Raw genomic sequence first — 1,982 nt, 5'->3', positions numbered from 1 at the left:
CTCCTGAAAAATGTGTTTTCTGGGATGGTCTCACCTCTCAAAATAAATGGATACCCTGGGGAGAAATGGACGCTTACGGTTTTTCGTTACCAAGCAAGTTGTTTTATCGATTGTACTGTGCAACCAATATATTGTGCAAAAAGCACTGTTGCACGCAAACCTAACAACAGTAGTAGCGTTCACGGGCAAGTTATAAGCCATACACAACGGTCAAACTGGATAGGAGGCCAATTAATATTACCCTGCCGCCTCCTATCCGCATTATCAAAACCCATATCAGCAGTGATTTTGTGCAAACCTTCATTCCTCCTCAATGTACCCATCTAAATTCACATAATAATTATGTTCTAAAATACTCTCACTATTCTGAACAGTTAAGTCGCTGGGAAAGTGGGAACGCTTACTTCTCATCTTGCACAAAGAGAAACAGTATTGAAGCTGTAATTATGTTTTGACAAAGTTTTCATAAAATGCAATATTTGAAAGTTATGATCTATTTCTAGAGATAACCGCATACCGCCTTTACCGTCTCTTCAGGGAGGAATAATTGAATATATGAACAACACAGGAAAAAAATTACTGTTGCCCCTCTCCCTTCTTTTCACTATGAGTGCAGAAATATGTCATGCGACTAATGGTTATTTTGCTACCGGTTTTGGTACCGCCAACAAGGCAATGGCTGGCGCCGGAGTCGCTGTCCCACAAAATGCCATGGACACGGCTGTTAATCCTGCTCTCATGGCCCATGTAGGCAACCGTTATGATGCCGGTGTCGCTTTGTTCATGCCTGCTCGGGGATTTACGGCCGATCAGCCAAGCGGTGCGGGAGGTACACCGACCATACCGGTCGGCACTTTTGAAAAAGATGATGATTTTTTTCTGGTACCCCATTTTGGCTGGAACAAGATGCTCGATAATGAACGCGCTATCGGCCTCAGCATCGGCGGTAACGGCGGCATGAATACCCAATATGACATAGCGGTATTTCGCAACTTTGCCACTCCCGGCAATGCAGCCACCGTTGCCAGCTCTCCAACCGGTATTGATATGGCACAAATATTTATCGGTTTGAATTATGCCCAAAAAATTGATGCACAACATACTCTGGGTATCGCACCGGTGTTCTCCGTGCAGCGGGTCAGTATCGAAGGGTTGCAACCTTTCAAGCCCTATTCTAATGCTCCTGATTCGGTGACCAATAACGGTTATGATTATTCTTACGGTGGAGGCATCAAGTTGGGTTGGTATTGGACCCCTACGGAGAGTTTGGCCTTGGGAGCCTCTTATCAAAGTCGGCTGTACATGACCGCGTTTGACAAATATAAAGGCTTGTTTGCGGATGGTGGAGACTTTGATATTCCCTCGATTATGCAGGCAGGTATAGCTGTCAAACCGATCCCGGAGGTTACCGTTGCCATGGATGTGCAGCATATTCGCTTCAGTGAAATTGCTGCTGTGGGCAACAATAATGGAGTACCAATGCCTCCCGGTTCAATCATTCTCGGCACCAAAAATGGTCTAGGCTTTGGCTGGGATGATATGACCATCTATAAGCTGGGTCTGCAATGGCAAGCCAATCCAGATTGGACTTATCGGGCCGGTTTCAGCATTTCCAACGAGGTTATTCCAGGACAGCAAGCCTTGTTCAACATCCTGGCCCCGGCCACAGTGACACAACATCTTACCATGGGTGCCAGTTGGAACATGGATGCCAACAACAGCCTCAATCTGGCCGCCACCCATGCTTTTGAAAAAAGAGTCAACGGTACCAACCCCAACACACCAACACAAACCGGTTCGTTAAATATGTATCAAAACGAATTGGAAATCAGTTGGAGCTATCGCTTTTAGGCGCACATCAGCAGGGCAATCGCATTTGCCAATTTCTTCACTGTTGCCACAAGCGAAACTGTGCATGTCGGGCGTCCGCCCTCCCAAAGAGTGCCCCTGCGGGGCACAAATCTGTGCGGCGTGCGCGAATG

General features: G+C 46.7%; 1 protein-coding gene. It reads left to right on the top strand.

Annotated features, from left to right (window positions below):
- The first annotated feature begins 555 nt into the window (after positions 1–555).
- Positions 556–1,851, top strand: coding sequence for an OmpP1/FadL family transporter (locus EJP87_RS15720; RefSeq protein WP_130472796.1), 1,296 nt, complete (start codon positions 556–558; stop codon positions 1,849–1,851).
- Positions 1,852–1,982 lie beyond the last annotated feature (131 nt).

Origin of the sequence: Candidatus Magnetaquicoccus inordinatus (assembly GCF_004217665.1) — a bacterium.
In the GTDB taxonomy this organism is placed as follows: domain Bacteria; phylum Pseudomonadota; class Magnetococcia; order Magnetococcales; family Magnetaquicoccaceae; genus Magnetaquicoccus; species Magnetaquicoccus inordinatus.
The sequence above is the reverse complement of the archived record's forward strand: the minus strand, read 5'-3'. Positions and strand labels throughout refer to the sequence as shown.